Genomic DNA, 14,376 nt, shown 5'->3' with positions numbered 1-14,376 from the left:
CGATTACTCGGCGATCAGTTCGCCGTTCAGGTCGAATTGCGGCATCCGGTTGACACCGATCCAGGAGTTGAGCATGAACGCCCACAGGGAAATTCCCTCCAGCGCTTTGCGGATGACGACTTCCTGGTAGTGCGCGTCGGTGATCGGTTCGAGGTGGTCGAGACCGAGGATCGAGTGGTGCTCGTCCGCTTCCACATGAACGGTGAAATACGGATCGTTTGCGCCCAGTTCGTCCAGTTTCTTACTCATCTCGATGAAGAAATGGTTGGAGCAACGCGACGACGGCGATACCCACAGCGCATGGATCGGCACAGCTTTGAGCGGAGTGCGGGCACTGGTTTTCATTTTGAGGAAGTACGCAGCAAGACCGGCCGCCGGACACGAGGCCATGACCTCAGTTTGCACTTTTTCCATCTCCAAAAACTCCCTTCAGTGCGGATGCACCGACGGGAGTTTGTTTTCATTCTTGTCAGCCTACAGATGAGGTTGAATCAATTCCAGCAGCGCCTTTTTGGATTGATAGCCAATGATTTTTTCCGCCTCGACCCCGTCCTTGAACAAGATCATCGTCGGCAGGCTCATGATGCGGTAGCGGCCCGCGATGTCACCGTGCTTGTCGACGTTCAGCTTGACGATCTTCAGCCGTCCGGCCGTCTTTTGATCGATGTCTTCGAGTACGGGGCCCAGCATCCGGCAGGGGCCGCACCACGCCGCCCAAAAATCAACCAGCACCGTCCCCGATTTGATCAACTCGTTAAAATTGGCGTCTGTCGCCGTCTGTATCGCCATCGTGATCCCCTCCCATACTATATATGTGCGAAATACGCCCGTTGCCACCGACCGTCGTCAGATCAGGAAAGAAGAGGAGGAACGGCCATGAATTTCGAACCCTTGCAAACGATGCGTCACTTCTACGATCACCAGATGGTGCCGCTGCTGCACAAAGTCGCGCCCTATCTGCACCTCACCCCGCCCGTCGAGGTGCGCCAGACGGACGCCGACATCCTCGTCACCGCCGAAGTGCCGGGCATCAAAAGCCAAGACGATCTGCATATCCACGTGCAGGAAAACATGATCACGATCAGCGGCAAGGTGGACAAGGACGAGTGGGAAGACGGGGAGCTTCATCTGTTTCACACGGAGCGATACTACGGCCCGTTTTCTCGCAGTGTGCCTTTGCCGGTCGCGGTCGACCCGGAGGTTGTCGAAGCGAGCTACCGCAACGGCTTGTTGACCGTGAAGATGAAAAAGAACACACAGATCCAAGGTCAGCGCATTCAGGTCGATTTTCAGATTTGAATCCTGCACACCCTGTTATAAAAAGTGTCCCTGCCAATCGCCTGGCAGGGACCTTTTTTACAACAGGATCGGCTTCGCATCGACTGCCGTTTTTTGCTTGGCGAGCTGTTGCTCTGCGCGCTTTTTGATCGCTTGCACCTGGTCGTTTGACAACGGCCGCTCAAAACTGCGGAAAGACGCCAGTTGAAATCCGTGCTTTTGCGCGAGGCGATCGATCTCCCGCACCTGCTCGACTTGGATCGAGCGACCGAGCGTAAAGCATTCAAAGCGTCGTTCGAGAGCCAGCAGCATCGTCTCCGCCATGCAGGCATAGACGACCCCTTTGGGCAGCCCGAAGGAAAAGTCGCCCTGCCAGCCGCCCGGCACCTGCACCAGCCCACCTTCGATCACCAGCACATCGTCGCGCAGTTCGGCGGCCGCCTTGGCCACGTCGCGGGGGCGGGCCACATCGCAGACCACCGAGCCGGTCTTGAGGTCTTCCGGCTGGAGCAGTTCTTCCGCGCTGCCCGAGGCGGCGATCACGATGTCCGCCTGCCGGACGGCCCGGCGCGGGTCGGTGTCGATGTCGCAGAGCACCGACGACTCGGAATAGATCAGATGGGCGGTGTTCTCCAGCCGCGCTTCATCGCGGGCGACCAGCGTGACCTGCCCGACGGACGGAGCCATCAGCCGGGCACAGACCACGCCGATCGACCCGGTCGCGCCGATCACGACAAGGCGGGCTTTTTTCAGGTCGATGCCCATCAGCGACGCCGCTTGGTACGTCGCTTGGATCGCCGTCGCCACCGTGTACGAGTTGCCGGTCGTCACCGGGATGCGCAGCGACCGCGCCACGGTGATCCCGGCATCGCCGACCACCGACGTCAGCGCGCCAAGGCCGAGGATCTTCGCCCCGTGCCGCTGCGCTTTGTGACCGGCGGCGATGATTTTCTTCAGCACGGTCGACGTCGGCAACGAGAGCATCTGCCGCGACGTCAGCGGCGTCGCGACCAGCCAGCCCTCCGCCTCCGCCCCTTGTCCGCGCAGACCAGTCATGTGCTCGCAGAGAATCGGCGGGGCGTGCTTGAGAAAACTCTCGACCAGATCGGGCGACCAGCGGCGTGTAAACGCAAATTTTCTCGTCACATCCCCCGCGTCGAACGGATGGATCAAAAACGCAAACTTTTCTCGCTCTCCGCCGTACTTTCTATCCATGATCCGGCGCCCCCGCTTCGCCCGTTCCTTCGCAGCGCGACTTCAGCGCGCGCAGCATCGACTCGCCGTTCTGGCGCAGTTTCAGCGCGGCCACCGGGTTGAGCAACGCCTGAAGCATCGGCACGCCAAAGTCAAAATCGACGACCAGCGTCACCTTGACCTCCCCTGCCGTCTCTTCCACCCGCCACTCGCCCTCAAACCGCTTCAGATCCCCGGCGACCTGGGAATACCCGATCCGCCAGTTCTCCCGGTCAAACACATCGCGCTCCTGCCAGCGAAAACGCATGCCGTTGATCGACGTGTCCCACGCCGTCACCGTCCAGTCTTCACCGCGTTCCAGCACCTCGACGCGATGCAAAGACGGCATGAAGCGCGGATACGACTCCATGTCGGCGATCAGTTCATAGACGCGATGGCGGTCGCCACGCATCGTCTCGCTTACCTCCACATTGGGCAATCCACTCACCCCTTCTACGATATCTGCACCTGCGACAACCCGCTCTGCAACGCCGCCTCCAGCACGTCCACGATCTGATCCAACTCATGCCGCTCAATGTTCAGCGGCGGCTCGATCCGGGTCACGCTCATGTTGTTCAACGCAAACGCCGTCAGCACGCCGCCCGCGATCCACTCGCTGAGGATCAGGCCGCCCAGTTCATCGGTGGCAAACTCCATACCGATCATCAGACCGCGCCCGCGCACCTCACGGATCGCGCCCGGATAGCGCGTCTGCAAGTCGTGCAGTTTGGCGAGCAGATACTCACCCTTCCACGCGGCCTGCTCGTCCAGCCGTTCCTCCGTCAGCACCTGCAGCGTCGCCAGTCCCGCCGCACACGCCAGCGGATTGCCGCCGAACGTCGACGTGTGCAGGAGCGGCGCCGCTTCATACGCGGCGTACAGATGCGGACGCGCGATCACAGCCCCGAGCGGCATCACGCCGCCGCCGAGTGCCTTGGCGAGGCAGAGGATGTCCGGCACCACCTCTTCATGCTGACAGGCGAACACTTTCCCCGTCCGCCCCAGCCCCGTCTGCACCTCATCGAGGATCAGCAACGCCCCGTTCGCGTCGCAGATCTCGCGGACGCGGCGCAGGTACCCGTCCGGCGGCACGATGATGCCGCCCTCGCCTTGGATCGGTTCGAGGATCACCGCCGCCGTGTCGTCATCGACCAGCCCGGCGATCCTCTCCGCATCTCCGAACGGCACATGCACAAACCTGTCGAGCAGCGGCAGAAACGGATCGCGGTACAGGTCTTTGCCGGACGCCGACAGCGAGCCGAGCGTCTTGCCGTGAAACGAATTCAACGCCGCGATCACCTTTGTGCGACCGGTCGACAGCCGCGCCAGTTTCAACGCCGCCTCCACCGCCTCCGTCCCGCTGTTGCAGAAAAAAGAATACTGGAGATCACCCGGCGTGATCTCCGCCAACTTTTGCGCCAGATCGGCCATCGGCTGGTTCAACAGCAGCTTGCTGCTCATCGGCATCCGCTGCAGTTGCGCGTTGACAGCCGCCACGACGCGCGGATGGCGATGCCCCAGCGAAAACGTGCCGTAGCCGCCGATGCAGTCGAGATACGTTTTGCCGTCCGTATCCCGCACGCGGCTGCCCCGAGCCTCGTCCTCCACCTGCGCCAGACCCATAAAGCGCAACAGGCGCGCCATGCCCGGATTGACATAGCGCTCATATTGTTCCAACACTCGTTCCGACAGTTCCATTTCGAAATGCCTCCCCTGCAGTCACTCAGCGTCGCGTTTTGTCCTGCGTCTTCAAAAACGAAGGCCGCTTAGCCGCCCAATTGGCCGGCGGACGAAACACCACATGCAGCAAAGCTTTGCCGTTAAACGGCAGCAACGGCCAGAGATAGGACGTGTTCAGCGAATGCGTCCGCACCAGCAACACGATCCACAGCACCACGCCGACGACAAATCCCCAGAAACCGAAGATGCCGGTGATCGCGATCAGAGCAAGCCGCACCAACTGATTGGCCAGCGACAATTCATAGCTCGGTGTGGCAAACGTGCCGATTGCCGCGATCGACGTAAACAGCACCGCCTCGTTGGTGAAAAATCCGACCTCAATCGCCACCGACCCGATCATCATCGCCGCCACGAGGCCGAGTGCCGCTCCGAGCGGTGTCGGCGTATGCACCGCCGCCATCCTCAACAGTCCAAGGCCAAACTCGGCGATCAACAACTGCCAGACCAGCGCCAAGGCCAGCGATTTATCAGGCAAGGCAAAATGGAACATCTGCGGCATATACTCCGGGTTCATCGACTGCGCCAGCCACAGCGGGCTGAGCAGAATCGAAAAGAGGATGGCGATAAAGCGCAGCCAACGCACGTACGCGCCGATGATCGGCTTTTGGCGAAATTCCTCCGCGTGCTGTACATGATGGAAGAAGGTCGTCGGCGTGATCATCACGCTCGGCGACGTGTCCACATAGACGAGCACATGCCCTTCCAGCAGATGCACCGCCGCCACGTCCGGCCGCTCCGTATAGCGCACCAGCGGATACGGATTCCAGTGGTGGCCGAACACGACCTCCTCGATGGTTTTCTCCGCCATCGGCAGCCCGTCGATGGTGATCTCGTCCAGCTTGTTGCGGATCAGTTCCACGAGGTCGTGATTGGCAATGTCCTCGATGTAGGCGATGCAGATGTCCGTTTTGGAACGCTTGCCCACGCGTGCGTACTCCATGCGCAGCCCTTGGTCGCGGACACGGCGACGGGTCAGAGCCGTGTTGAAGATCAGCGTCTCCGTAAAACCGTCCCGCGAGCCGCGCACCACCCGCTCCAGATCGGGCTCGGCCGGTCCCCGCGCCGGATAAGTGCGGGCATCGATGGCGATCGCCGTCGTCTCGCCGTCGATCACAAAGACCAGCGGCCCGGACAGCACGGCCGCTTTCAGATCGTCCAGATTGTCGACCCGTTCGACCTCCAGATAGCCGATCTCCGTCTCCAGCATCTTTTTCAGCACATCGCCCGTCAGCTCTTGGTCGCCAAGAGCCGCCAGATGTTCCATGATCCGATTCATGATGTCGTCTTTGGCAAATCCGTCGATGAAATACAGGGCGAGATCTTTGCCGCCGTAATGAAGTTCCCGGCAGATCATGTCAAAGCTCTTCTTAACACCCAGATCCCCGTTCAGTCTCTCGATGTTGTCGCGCAGGCGAGAGGACAACCGTTGCTTCTCCGCCTTTACCGCTTCCGGCACCAACGACCACCTCCTGCAAAGCTTGGTATAAGTCCCATCCTCCACCAGTATGCGCAACGGATGCCGCCCTTCAAACATGGGCATGTTAGGGACGAGATTGAGGAGGTGTCTTCCAAAATGGCCGATACGCCGAAAAAACGTCCGTTCGTCAATCGCGAACTGGAGTATGTGCAATCGATCCACAACACGCTCGTCCCGGAAGAGTTTCCGGAAGGTCCCTACGGGGCGTCGGTCTTTCTGGACCAGCCGCTCGGCAAATCCTCGCCGTGGGAGCCGGGTCAACAGACCAACCACCGCTTCTTCGACGAAAATCCGGCGTTCAGCGACAAACTGGCCCATCCCCCAAACGCTGACCTCCCCGATCTGTAAGAAAAAAAGCCCCGCGTGCGCGCAGGGCTTTTTCTTTTTTGAAAATTTGTATAAACTAGTAGGTAAGCAAGTAAGAAAATGCTGACAAATGTAAAATCCCCATAGTCACCTATGAGGATCTATTAAAACCCGCCGTGTAATCGGGCTTTATTTATTGAGTTTGGCTTTCAACGCTTCCAATTCCGCGTCGACAGCCGAAGTGTTGTTTTTTTGGAGTTGCTTAAACTCATCATCGAGCGAACGGGAACCGCCGTGGATCTCATTGGATGCTTCCGCTTCCGCTTCGAGTTGCAACACCTTGTCCTCCATGCGCTGGAAGCCTTTCGCCGCGTTGTCGACGCCAAATCCGGTCATCGCTCGGTTGATCTGCTTTTGTGCCTTCGCCGCTTCCGCCCGCGCCTTGAGGGTGTCGCGCTTGTTGCGCATCTGGCCAAACTGATCCTTCATTTCACCGAGGCGTTCGCGCAGGTTGTCGGCCGATGCTTTGGCCGATTCATATTGGGCTTGGTAGTCGGCCGCTTTTTCCGCCACGGCCCGCTTGTCGACCAGAGCGCGGCGCGCGAGGTCTTCGTTGCCCGCTTCCAGCGCTTGGATCGCTTGTGCTTCCCGCTTGCCGACGAGGTCTTGCGCCTCTTCGACCTGTTGTTTGAGCTTCTTTTCAATTGCGATCTGCTTGGCGACCGCCACCTCTGCGTCTTGGATGTCTTGCTCCATGTCGCGCAGATATTGATCGAGCATTTTGACCGGGTCTTCCGCCTTGTCGAGCATCGCATTGATGTTGGACATGGTGAGATCGCGAAGTCGTTTAAACAGAGCCATTGTCTCTACCTCCTCAAGTGGGGTCAGCGACCCTTTCGTACCTTTGTATACGAGTGGTCGCCGATTCGGTTGCAGATTCGTCTCGAACTTCTTTTTGTAGGGAATGGGGTTGATAGGGTATGTCTGCTGATCTGGCTTTCTGGAACGAATTGTTTGAAACCGTGCGGCAGGAGGGGCTCCGAGTGACAGCTCCCGATCAAGAATGGCTGACTCCGTACCTGCCGTTGCTGCGCGGTCAAATGGTGCATCACGTATTAGAGATTGGCTGCGGGGCGGGATTTGATACGGAATGTTTGGCCGCGGAAGGATTTGACGTGACGGCGACCGACTTTTCGATGAATGCGCTTTCCATCGTCCGCGAGCGGCTTCCGGCTGTCAAACTGCTGCTGCACAACACGCGCGACCCGTTCCCTTTTTCAAGCGATGCGTTTGACTTGGTGCTGGCCAGTCTCTCGTTGCATTATTTTGATGAGCGGACCACGCGCGAGATCGTCGACGAGATCAAACGGCTGCTCCGCCCGAAAGGCCTGTTGCTGTTTCGGGTCAACTCGACGTCCGATCACAGCTTTGGCTCGGGACAAGGAGATCTTTTGGAACAACACTTCTTTGTCCAAGACGGCATCCGCCGCCGCTATTTTACTGAAGATTCCTGTCGCGGACTGTTTCCGGCCTCAGACTGGGAAGAACTCGTGCTGGAGGAAAAAGTGGTCGAGCGCTATCGGAAATCGAAAGCGCTGTACGAAGGTCTGATGCAAAAAAAAGCATAGCCCGCTTTTTGGGTTCGGTGCCAGCACCGGGCCTTTTTTGTTGCATCCATTTTTGTTCAAGGGACACATTAATTCACAGGAAATGACTCGCAAAGGAGCTCACTCATGAATCGCATGATATCAAGGCTTGCACTCTTTCTTGCCCTCATCTTCTGTTTTCAGACTCTGCAAACGCCCCCTTTGGCATTTGCCCAAGGGGAGCAGGACACGATCCGTCTGACGATGTCCGGCTCTTTGCCGCTCACGCCCGGCTCACTCAACTTTTTGACGCACAACACGCAGGAAGGGCTGATGCGAAAAAATCCTCATGACAAAGCGGGCGGCGTGATGCCGGGCCTCGCCGCCAGTTACGACGTGTCGGCCGACGGGCTGACCTACACGTTCCACCTGCGCAACACGACCTACAGCGACGGCACGCCGATCATCGCCGACGACTTTGTCTACGCGTGGGAGCGGTTCCAAGCGGCCGAGCCGCCGGAGTATGTCCGCTCGCTGGAGATCCGAACACTGACCGCCGTCGATGACAGCACCGTGCAGGCGACGTTCGCCCATCCCGGCGAGTATCTGATCCGCATCTTCGGCAACGACACGATCACCCCGATCAAACGCAGCTACGCAACCGCCCAGGGCGACCTGTACGGCACCATCGGGCACACGCAGTACAGCGGTCCGTTTCAAGCGACCGAATACACCAAAGACTATGTCGTGCTGACGAAAAACACCCGCTACTGGGACGCGGCGAACGTCCACTACAAACGCGCCGTGATCTACCGCACGCTCGATGCACAATCGTCCGCGCTCTATTACCAGAGCGGGATGCTCGATGAAGCGGCCGTCGCCTTCTCGCACGCGCCGTTTCTCGGGCAGGAGGACTGGCTGTACATCCCGTCGTCCCGGATCACGTATCTCAACCTCCAGACCAAGACCGGACCGCTCGCCAACAAGCACATCCGCCGTGCGCTGATGCTGTCCTTCGATCAGGACATCTACGGCGACCAAGCGATGCACGGACTGATCCCGCGCGGCATCTACGGCACAAACAACGAGTTCCGTCTGGAGCATCAGACGCCCAACCGCTACGACCTCGAACAAGCCAGATCGGAGCTGGCCGTCGGGCTCTCGGAGCTCGGCCTGTCCGCCCTGCCGACACTCACCGTCGACACAGAGCGGGCCGAGTCGTACCAGTACCTGACCGCACTTTGGAAAGACAAACTCGGCATCGACGTCCAAGTGGTCGACCGCAGCTTTGACGAGATCTACCAGCGGATCGCATCGGGCGAATCGGAACTGAGCGTGTTGGTCTGGAGTCCCGACTTCAACGACCCGTCCAACTACCTGAACCTGTTCCGCACCGATGAACAGGGCTATCCACAGCGGGGCTATGACCAAAATCCGCTGTTCACCGTCTTGATGAAAGACGCCGACACGACTCGGGATCAGGGGCTGCGCATGGTCAAACTGGCCGATGCGGAGCGTTTGTTGCTCGACGAGGCGGCCGTGATCCCGCTGTATTCCTTTGACTATTTCACGGCCTTGCAACCGTATGTCGACCTCGCCGTCGCCGAGTGGAGCAACACATGGGATCTGAAAACGTCGAAGGAATACGCACGGCCGGCGCAGACGGTCCATGCCTTCAACGACGCGTATCAGATCCCGACCTATGCGCAAACACCGGTTGAAAAACTGCTCAACCGCGACGTGGTCGGCGGGGTCGGCAGCGAAATGTTTGCCCCCGGAGCCAACGTCACGCGTGCGCAGTTCCTGAAGATGATCATCAAATCGGTCGGCCTGCCCGCGCAACAGGCCGACACGCAGTTTACCGACGTGGACGGCAACGCGTGGTATGCGCCCTATGTCGAAACGGCCGTCGCCCACCGGTTGGTGCAAGGAAGCCGCGATGTGAGCGGCAACTGGGTGTTCCGTCCCAACGCGCCGATCACCCGCGCCGAGATGGCGACGATTTTAAACAACGCCTACCGCTACTCGGTCTCCGGCAGCACGCCACACTTCACCGACACCGGCGAACACTGGGCGAAAGAAGCGATCCGCGCTGTGCGCAGCGCAGGCGCGATCACCGGCTATCCGGACGGCTCCTTCCATCCGAACGCCACCGCCATGCGCGCCGATGCGGCGACGGTCGTCTACCGCGCCTTCCTCGACCTGAACGTGGCGGGCGGCTATGAGCTCGGCCCTGCTCAACGCTGACAAAAAAAGAAAGCATCCCGGCCTTCGCAGGCGGGATGCTTCTTGATGTTCTGGGATGTTGGAAAGACTAGTCTTCCATCGTGGACAGGTCGCCGGTCGGCAGGCCCAGTTCCCACGATTTGAGCACGCGGCGCATGATCTTGCCGGAGCGGGTCTTCGGCAGTTTGTCGCGGAACTCGATCTCGCGGGGTGCAGCGTGGGCAGCGAGGCCCTTCTTCACGAAATCGCGGATCTCCTCGATCAGCTCGTCAGACGGCTGATAGCCTTCACGCAGCGCGACGAACGCCTTGATGATCTCACCGCGCAACGGGTCGGGCTTGCCGATGACGCCCGCCTCCGCAACGGCCGGATGCTCGACCAGTTTGGACTCGACTTCAAACGGACCGACGCGCTCGCCGGACGTGTTGATCACATCGTCGATGCGGCCTTGGAACCAGAAGTAGCCGTCTTCGTCTTTGTACGCCGAGTCGCCGGAGATATACCACGGCTTGAGGCCGAAATACTCTTCAAACTTGGCCGGGTTGTTCCAGATCTTGCGCATCATCGACGGCCACGGAGCGCGGATCGCCAGGTTGCCCATCGTGTTCGGCGGCACTTCGTTGCCTTCGTTGTCGACGATCGCCGCATAGATGCCCGGGAACGGCTTACCCATCGAGCCCGGCTTGATCGGCATCGACGGATAGTTGGAGATCATCTGTCCGCCGGTCTCCGTCATCCACCAGTTGTCATGGATGCGCTGCCCGTACACTTTCAGACCCCAGCGCACGACTTCCGCGTTGAGCGGCTCGCCGACGGAGAGGATATGGCGGACAGAGGAGATGTCGTATTTTTTCACAAGGTCGTCGCCCGCGCCCATCAGCATGCGGAAAGCGGTCGGCGCGGAGTACCACACGGTGACTTTGAATTTTTCCAGCGTCGCGTACCAGTCGTCCGGGGTGAAACGGCCGCCGCGAATGACCGAGGTCGCGCCGTGCAGCCACGGACCCCAGATGCCGTATGCGGTGCCGGTGACCCAGCCCGGGTCGGCGGTGCACCAGAAGATGTCGCCCGCGCGCAGGTCGAGAATCCACAGCGCGGTCATGTAGTGCTGGATCATCGCGTTGTGAACGTGCAGCACGCCCTTCGGCTTGCCGGTGGAGCCGGACGTGTAGTGCAGGACGAGGCCGTCTTCCCGGTCGACCCACTCGATGTCGAGCGCGTCGCTCGCTGCTGCCATCTCTTTGTCAAAGTCGATCTCTTTGTCTGACAGCTCGCCTTCCGCGCCGACGAGGAACACGTGCTTCAGCTCCGGCAGGTCGCCGGCCGGCACGCGCTCTTTGAGCTTTGGCGTCGTGACGATGGCGACAGCGCCGGAGTCTTCCAGACGGTCGCGGACAGCCCCTTCCATAAATGCTTCAAACAGCGGGCCGACGATGGCGCCGATCTTGACCGCGCCAAGGAACGCCGCATACAGCTCCGGGGAGCGCGGCATGAAGATAAAGACGCGGTCGCCTTTTTTCACGCCGTACTGGCGGAGGACGTTGCCAAATTTATTGGAGAGCGCTTTCAGTTGCGCAAATGTATACGATTCTTCACGGGTGGCGTCACTGTATCGGAGTGCGACCTGCTCGCCGCGACCTTCGTCAACATGTCGGTCAATCGCTTCATAGGCCGCATTGACCTGACCGGTTTTGTGCCAGGAGAAATAGGTCTCCGCTTCTTTCCAGTCAAAATTTGCATACGCTTCGTCATAATTTTTAAGATTGAATTCGGCGGCTTGCACGCCTACGAGTTCTGTTGCTTTTTCAGTCATCCCTTACTACCTCCTTTGCTCGCCTTACCGCTTTTCATAATATTCTAAAACATTGTATCATAGTTCTGTCAAACTCCACAACGCAGTGGGGGGCAAAATCGTTAAAATTTAGGATATAATGGATTCAGTCCGCTCGGAGGTGAGCCGCATTTGGAACATCCGAAAACTTTTTATACCAAGACGATCACAACGCCCGCAGGCGACGTGACCATCGAAGGGCCGTTCGCTCCGGAGCGTTTGGCTGCCTGCGAGTTTCATCAAGGCTTGAAGGCGTTTCGCCAACCGGAAAAGCAACAACAGGCGTTGATCGGCATCGCCGGGCTGCCTGAAGGACGCATCATCGTCGCCCGCGTCGGCGACCTGATCGTCGGCTATGTCACCTATCTCTACCCCGACCCGATGGAACGCTGGGCCGAGGCTCAGATGGAAGATCTGATCGAGCTTGGCGCCATCGAGGTCGCCGCTCCCTATCGCGGCGGCAGCGTGGCCAAATCGCTGCTGCAAGTCTCCTTCCTCGACGACGCGATGAACGACTATATCGTCATCTCCACCGAGTACTACTGGCACTGGGATCTGGACAGCACCGGCCTGTCTGTTTGGGAATACAAAGAAGTGATGAAAAAAGTGATGGGCTCCGTCGGCATGGAAACGTACGCCACCGACGACCCGGAGATCAACAGCCATCCGGCCAACATGCTGATGGCGCGCATCGGCACGCGGGTCGGCATGGACTCGGTCGAGCGATTTAACCGGGTGCGCTTTAAGACGCGCCACCTGTTCTAGAGGCAGTTCCAGAAACAAAGGAGGACCTCCACATGCTCGTAGAATCGATCATGACCGAGAACGTCGTCACGCTGACACAGTCGATGTCGGTGCAAGACGCGCTCGACATCTCCAAAGCGCACCGCGTGCGTCACATGCCGGTCGTCCGGGACGGCTATCTCGTCGGCCTTGTCTCCGACCGCGACCTGCGCGACGCCAAGCCTTCGACGCTGGAGTCGTGCGATGACCAACTGCTGCGAGAGACGCTGGTGGACAAGATCATGGTCAAGGACGTGCACACCTGCCACCGGCTGGACTTTGTCGAGGACGCGGCCGCTCAGATGCACCGTCACCGCATCGGCTGTCTGCCCGTCGTCTCGCAAGGCCGTCTCGTCGGCATCATCTCGGAGCGTGACATCCTGCATACGCTGGTCGAGATGATGGGCGTCAACGCCCCCACCTCGCGCGTCGAGATCGAAGTGCCCGACCGCCCCGGCATGCTCGCCGACATCGCCGACCTGCTGCGCGCCCGCCGGATGAACACCTCGACGGTGATGGTGTTCCCAAGCCCGGTCGCAGGCTGCAAGCGGATCGTCTTCCGCGTTCGCACGATGGACCCGCGCCGCTTCCTGCAAGACATTGAAAACGCCGGGTACACCGTCATCCACCATCCGTGCGCGTCTTCGCAAGGCGAGGTGTAGCCTGTGAGGCATGCAGAGGATAAAGTCGCGTTTGTCTACAGCGACGCGTTTACCCGCTATAAATTTACGGAAGATCATCCGTTCAACCCGAAGCGGCTGGAGATGACGCTCGACCTGATCCACACCTTGCGCCTGCTCGACGGCGTCCCGCTGATCGAGCCGGTGCCCGCCACGATGGAGCAACTGCTCGCCGTCCACGACTCGCGCTATTTGGACGCGGTGCAGCGTGCCTCGTTGCCGGACGCCGACCCGGACTCCTATGCCCCGTGGGGGCTCGGCACAGAGGACACGCCGATCTTTCCCGGCATGCACGACGCCTCCGCACTCGTCGCCGGCGGTACCGTGCAGGCGGCCGAACTGGTAATGTCGGGCAAGGCCGACCATGCGATCAATCTCGCCGGCGGCCTGCACCACGCGCACCGGGCACAGGCGTCCGGATTTTGCGTGTACAACGACATCGCAGTCGCCATCGCCCACGTCAAGAAAAAGTACGCAGGGGCGCGGATCGCCTACATCGACACCGACGCCCACCACGGCGACGGCGTGCAGTGGATGTTTTACGAAGACCCGGACGTGCTGACGATCTCTTTTCACGAGACGGGCAAATACCTCTATCCCGGCACCGGCGAGATCACCGAACGCGGCGAAGGGCGCGGCTACGGCTACTCGCTCAACGTGCCTTTGGAAGCGTTTACGGAGGACGAGTCGTGGATGGAGAGCTTGACCGCGATCCTCGAACCGGTGCTGGACGCGTTCGCCCCCGACCTGATCATCCATCAGAACGGCTGCGACGCGCACCGCTACGACCCGCTGACCCACCTCTGTGCGACCACGCGCATCTACCGCGAGATGCCGCGCCTGACGCACCGCCTCGCGCACAAACTCTGCGGCGGCCGCTATGTGGCGGTCGGCGGCGGCGGCTACGACATCTGGCGCGTCGTGCCCCGCGCCTGGACGATGCTCTGGGCGGAGATGCTCGGCCGACCATTGCCGGAAGCACTGCCCCCGGAGTGGATCGCCCGCTGGCAAGGCGATGCGCCCGACCCGCTGCCGACGCAGTTCGTCGATCCGCCGAATCTGTTCGAGCCGATCCCGCGCCGTGCCGAGATCGAAGAAAAAAACCAAATCACCGTGCGCCGCGTGTTGAACGGCACACCGTTTTTGTAAAAGCCATCTGAAAAATTTTCAGATGGTTCTTTTTTTGCAGGAAAACGTTTCACAGGCCTCGAAATGAATGATGTACTTTTCTGACTT

The 14,376-nt window shown here is 59.8% G+C and carries 15 protein-coding genes; 7 read left to right on the top strand and 8 right to left on the bottom strand.

The window, feature by feature from the left end:
* Positions 1 to 3: 3 nt before the first annotated feature.
* Positions 4 to 414 (bottom strand): heme oxygenase-like domain-containing protein, encoded by a 411-nt coding sequence (locus OS242_RS15285; protein WP_267152563.1) that lies wholly within the window; start codon positions 412 to 414, stop codon positions 4 to 6.
* A gap of 60 nt (positions 415 to 474) precedes the next feature.
* Entirely contained in the window at positions 475 to 789 is a 315-nt protein-coding gene (gene trxA / locus OS242_RS15280; protein WP_267152562.1) for a thioredoxin, read from the bottom strand.
* Between the two features lie 87 nt (positions 790 to 876).
* Between trxA and OS242_RS15275 the strand changes: the two genes are divergently transcribed.
* The gene (locus OS242_RS15275) at positions 877 to 1,299 is read left to right on the top strand and encodes an Hsp20/alpha crystallin family protein (protein ID WP_267152561.1); all 423 of its coding nucleotides are present in this window, start codon (positions 877 to 879) and stop codon (positions 1,297 to 1,299) included.
* Between the two features lie 57 nt (positions 1,300 to 1,356).
* On the opposite strand, the gene OS242_RS15270 is transcribed toward OS242_RS15275, so the two are convergent.
* From OS242_RS15270 to OS242_RS15255, 4 genes are read right to left on the bottom strand one after another with little or no spacing between them, the layout of a single operon-like run.
* On the bottom strand, positions 1,357 to 2,493 hold the full coding sequence (locus tag OS242_RS15270) for a shikimate dehydrogenase (protein WP_267152560.1): 1,137 nt from the start codon (positions 2,491 to 2,493) through the stop codon (positions 1,357 to 1,359).
* Positions 2,486 to 2,941: a type II toxin-antitoxin system RatA family toxin gene (locus OS242_RS15265; RefSeq protein WP_267152703.1), complete on the bottom strand. Its 456-nt coding sequence runs from the start codon at positions 2,939 to 2,941 to the stop codon at positions 2,486 to 2,488. Before OS242_RS15265 ends, OS242_RS15270 begins: the two co-directional genes overlap by 8 nt.
* Positions 2,942 to 2,964: 23 nt before the next feature.
* Positions 2,965 to 4,209: an aspartate aminotransferase family protein gene (locus tag OS242_RS15260; protein ID WP_267152559.1), complete on the bottom strand. Its 1,245-nt coding sequence runs from the start codon at positions 4,207 to 4,209 to the stop codon at positions 2,965 to 2,967.
* 25 nt (positions 4,210 to 4,234) lie between these two features.
* Complete coding sequence (locus tag OS242_RS15255; RefSeq protein WP_407702118.1) at positions 4,235 to 5,710, bottom strand: spore germination protein; 1,476 nt, start codon at positions 5,708 to 5,710, stop codon at positions 4,235 to 4,237.
* Positions 5,711 to 5,824: 114 nt separating this feature from the next.
* On the opposite strand from OS242_RS15255, the gene OS242_RS15250 reads away from it, so the two are divergent.
* Positions 5,825 to 6,076, top strand: coding sequence for a hypothetical protein (locus OS242_RS15250; RefSeq protein WP_267152557.1), 252 nt, complete (start codon positions 5,825 to 5,827; stop codon positions 6,074 to 6,076).
* 147 nt (positions 6,077 to 6,223) lie between these two features.
* Here OS242_RS15250 and OS242_RS15245 read toward each other — a convergent pair whose 3' ends face one another.
* Complete coding sequence (locus tag OS242_RS15245; protein WP_267152556.1) at positions 6,224 to 6,895, bottom strand: PspA/IM30 family protein; 672 nt, start codon at positions 6,893 to 6,895, stop codon at positions 6,224 to 6,226.
* Positions 6,896 to 7,077: 182 nt separating this feature from the next.
* On the opposite strand from OS242_RS15245, the gene OS242_RS15240 reads away from it, so the two are divergent.
* On the top strand, positions 7,078 to 7,662 hold the full coding sequence (locus OS242_RS15240; protein WP_267152555.1) for a class I SAM-dependent methyltransferase: 585 nt from the start codon (positions 7,078 to 7,080) through the stop codon (positions 7,660 to 7,662).
* Between the two features lie 105 nt (positions 7,663 to 7,767).
* A complete protein-coding gene (locus tag OS242_RS15235) occupies positions 7,768 to 9,867 on the top strand; it encodes an ABC transporter substrate-binding protein (RefSeq protein WP_267152554.1) in 2,100 nt (699 codons plus the stop codon).
* 67 nt (positions 9,868 to 9,934) lie between these two features.
* Here OS242_RS15235 and acsA read toward each other — a convergent pair whose 3' ends face one another.
* Positions 9,935 to 11,659, bottom strand: coding sequence for an acetate--CoA ligase (gene acsA / locus OS242_RS15230; protein ID WP_267152553.1), 1,725 nt, complete (start codon positions 11,657 to 11,659; stop codon positions 9,935 to 9,937).
* A 150-nt stretch (positions 11,660 to 11,809) separates the two neighbouring features.
* Here acsA and OS242_RS15225 point away from each other — a divergent pair, with 150 nt between their 5' ends.
* The 3 genes from OS242_RS15225 to OS242_RS15215 are packed head-to-tail and all read left to right on the top strand — an operon-like array spanning position 11,810 to position 14,289.
* Positions 11,810 to 12,442, top strand: coding sequence for a GNAT family protein (locus tag OS242_RS15225; protein ID WP_267152552.1), 633 nt, complete (start codon positions 11,810 to 11,812; stop codon positions 12,440 to 12,442).
* A gap of 32 nt (positions 12,443 to 12,474) precedes the next feature.
* Positions 12,475 to 13,122: a CBS and ACT domain-containing protein gene (locus OS242_RS15220; protein WP_267152551.1), complete on the top strand. Its 648-nt coding sequence runs from the start codon at positions 12,475 to 12,477 to the stop codon at positions 13,120 to 13,122.
* Positions 13,123 to 13,125: 3 nt separating this feature from the next.
* Complete coding sequence (locus OS242_RS15215; protein WP_267152550.1) at positions 13,126 to 14,289, top strand: acetoin utilization protein AcuC; 1,164 nt, start codon at positions 13,126 to 13,128, stop codon at positions 14,287 to 14,289.
* The last annotated feature ends 87 nt before the right edge of the window (positions 14,290 to 14,376 follow it).

Origin of the sequence: Tumebacillus lacus (genome assembly GCF_026410385.1) — a bacterium.
In the GTDB taxonomy this organism is placed as follows: domain Bacteria; phylum Bacillota; class Bacilli; order Tumebacillales; family Tumebacillaceae; genus Tumebacillus; species Tumebacillus lacus.
The sequence above is the reverse complement of the archived record's forward strand: the minus strand, read 5'-3'. Positions and strand labels throughout refer to the sequence as shown.

Coding starts and splice junctions, on each gene's coding strand:
- OS242_RS15235 (WP_267152554.1), top strand. CDS start 7,768: ATGAATCGCATGATATCAAGGCTTGCACTCTTTCTTGCCCTCATCTTC.
- OS242_RS15270 (WP_267152560.1), bottom strand. CDS start 2,493: ATGGATAGAAAGTACGGCGGAGAGCGAGAAAAGTTTGCGTTTTTGATC.
- OS242_RS15245 (WP_267152556.1), bottom strand. CDS start 6,895: ATGGCTCTGTTTAAACGACTTCGCGATCTCACCATGTCCAACATCAAT.
- OS242_RS15285 (WP_267152563.1), bottom strand. CDS start 414: ATGGAAAAAGTGCAAACTGAGGTCATGGCCTCGTGTCCGGCGGCCGGT.
- acsA (WP_267152553.1), bottom strand. CDS start 11,659: ATGACTGAAAAAGCAACAGAACTCGTAGGCGTGCAAGCCGCCGAATTC.
- OS242_RS15260 (WP_267152559.1), bottom strand. CDS start 4,209: ATGGAACTGTCGGAACGAGTGTTGGAACAATATGAGCGCTATGTCAAT.
- OS242_RS15220 (WP_267152551.1), top strand. CDS start 12,475: ATGCTCGTAGAATCGATCATGACCGAGAACGTCGTCACGCTGACACAG.
- OS242_RS15275 (WP_267152561.1), top strand. CDS start 877: ATGAATTTCGAACCCTTGCAAACGATGCGTCACTTCTACGATCACCAG.
- trxA (WP_267152562.1), bottom strand. CDS start 789: ATGGCGATACAGACGGCGACAGACGCCAATTTTAACGAGTTGATCAAA.
- OS242_RS15250 (WP_267152557.1), top strand. CDS start 5,825: ATGGCCGATACGCCGAAAAAACGTCCGTTCGTCAATCGCGAACTGGAG.